At 69.5% G+C, this 246-nt stretch carries 1 protein-coding gene; it reads left to right on the forward strand.

Going from position 1 to position 246, the window contains the following annotated elements; genetic code table 11:
- A partial coding sequence (locus ACLIYP_RS30980; protein WP_412716366.1) for an FKBP-type peptidyl-prolyl cis-trans isomerase occupies positions 1–101 on the forward strand: 101 nt, incomplete at its 5' end.
- Positions 102–246 lie beyond the last annotated feature (145 nt).

Consider the following 246-nt stretch of genomic DNA (forward strand, 5'->3'; position numbering starts at 1 on the left):
TGATCATCCCGCCCCACATGGCGTACGGCGACCGGGGCGCCGGCGGCCGGATCAAGCCGGGCGAGACGCTCATCTTCGTCTGCGATCTGGTCTCCGTCTGAGACAGGTGGAACACCGGCCCGGGCCCGTCCGGAGCGGTACGGTCGACGGTCGGGACAAGTACGAGAGAGGGCGTCGATGGCCATTGCCAAGGCCGAGCGGCTGATGAATCTGGCGCTGTGCCTGCTGGGGACGCGGCGCCCGCTG

The sequence above is a fragment of the Streptomyces nanhaiensis genome (genome assembly GCF_046614825.1).
Taxonomy (GTDB): domain Bacteria; phylum Actinomycetota; class Actinomycetes; order Streptomycetales; family Streptomycetaceae; genus Streptomyces; species Streptomyces radiopugnans.